The following is a 1617-nucleotide window of genomic DNA, read 5'->3' as shown; positions in this document are numbered from 1 at the left end:
AGTGTTAGATATTTTTGCTCAGGACGGAATCGAAAAAAGCGATCTCTACAATTTACTGAACCTTTATGATGTCGTAGTAGACCTTTATTCCCCTGACTGGGATGAAATGAATAACGGAAAAGAAATTGGCTACAAAAATTGGCTGCAAATTACTAAAATTCGTGGGGCTAAGGCAGATCAGCGTCCCTACCCTTACAGTATCTCCCCCACTAAGGGGATTGTGATTGAGAACACCCCATCTTAATCAAATATTCTCGTTCGCAAAGCGTGGCCTACGGCCAATCGCGTAGCGTGACCGTTCCCGTAGCGTGACAGAAGGTCAAGGTCAATCACGATTCATTTCCCAAACAGTAGAAAATATCTCGACGCTTCCAGAAAATCTGGCGAAATCAGCCTGTCGGAACAAACGTTTGCTATCGACCACTGCAGAAAGACGCGCGCAAAATACCAAAATTTATGAACTGATCAACTATTCTCAGCCGTTAGTCTTATATTTATAAGTTTGTTTGAGAAATATGGTCTAGATCTAAGGCGCTTATCCCCTTTACACTATATCATTGCCCCTTAATATAAAAACATTTTTTTTCAAAAATTATGACAGGCAAGCAACCGGTGTGGCAAACAACCTTTGACCAAATCAAGGCAACCATTGACCCACCAATTTATGGTATGCTACTCCTAGAAGAGCAAAAGACTCGGTTGCTGATCGTGCTAGGTAAACAGTCAACTACTACTGCGGCTGAGCAATTGCGAGCTTTGGCGCTGATTACCTTGGCTAGCTTAACTGACCTAGACCTTCAACCTGACCAAATTCAGATGGAGTTAGTGGCATCACAGGGAACTGATGCCCCAGAAACAGTCGCTTATTTAGCCCAAAATGACCTGAAGCGACTGTTTGTTACCCTGAGTTTTCTAGCATTTTGTTCGGAAACGCGCACGCTAAATGTTGCTGCCTTAGGGCAAGCACTACGAGAGAGCACCCTGATGGAAAACGCAATGGCTGGATTGGCTGGGTGGAGTGTAATCAATCGTCAGGGGGTGATGATTTATCGCTACCCAGAAGCCCCGGAATTAGATTTAATTGGTAAAGACTATTCCGATCGCCGCTATTTTCAACAAGCTATCAAGGGACGCACCTATATATCAACAGTTTTTCGCGCTAAGAGTAACCTTTGGGTTGCCGTGGTTTCTTTACCAGTTATTGGTAACGATGGGCAGGTAGTGGGGATAGTATCTGGGGGTTTGGATTTGGCAGGAGTGCGGTCATTTCTGAGCGTGCCAGTGATTGATGACTATAAAATCAAGGGTCTCATTACCATTGCTAGTCCAGAAGCAGACGCTTTTGGTGAGGAACAATTGAAGGTTATCAGCTCACTGGCGCAACAGATTAGTAGTTCCTCAATTGAACAGAATCCGCAAGAAGTGCCTAACTAGAGCAATAGCGTAGTTGGGCTACAAAGGTAGCCATAATTTTTGACGTCAAAGGCTTAAAATTATAACCGACTGCTCCACTATTGTCAACACAGCAGGAAGTACGAGAAAAGCGCTGCATCCCTATTCCCGTTTTCCATCGATGATCGGCAAGGTAATTTTAACAGTGCTACCCTTACCCTCTCC

The 1617-nt window shown here is 44.2% G+C and carries 1 protein-coding gene and 1 pseudogene; both read left to right on the top strand.

Annotated features, from left to right (window positions below; all coding sequences use genetic code 11):
• A pseudogene (locus F6K53_RS40960) lies at positions 1 to 244 on the top strand (recombinase RecA); the annotation flags it as partial.
• A gap of 350 nt (positions 245 to 594) precedes the next feature.
• Complete coding sequence (locus F6K53_RS40955) at positions 595 to 1434, top strand: GAF domain-containing protein (RefSeq protein ID WP_293085989.1); 840 nt, start codon at positions 595 to 597, stop codon at positions 1432 to 1434.
• Positions 1435 to 1617: the final 183 nt, after the last annotated feature.

Source organism: Moorena sp. SIO4A1 (genome assembly GCF_010672065.1).
Classification (GTDB): domain Bacteria; phylum Cyanobacteriota; class Cyanobacteriia; order Cyanobacteriales; family Coleofasciculaceae; genus Moorena.
Note: the sequence above shows the minus strand (reverse complement) of the source record. Positions and strands in the feature narration are given on the sequence as shown.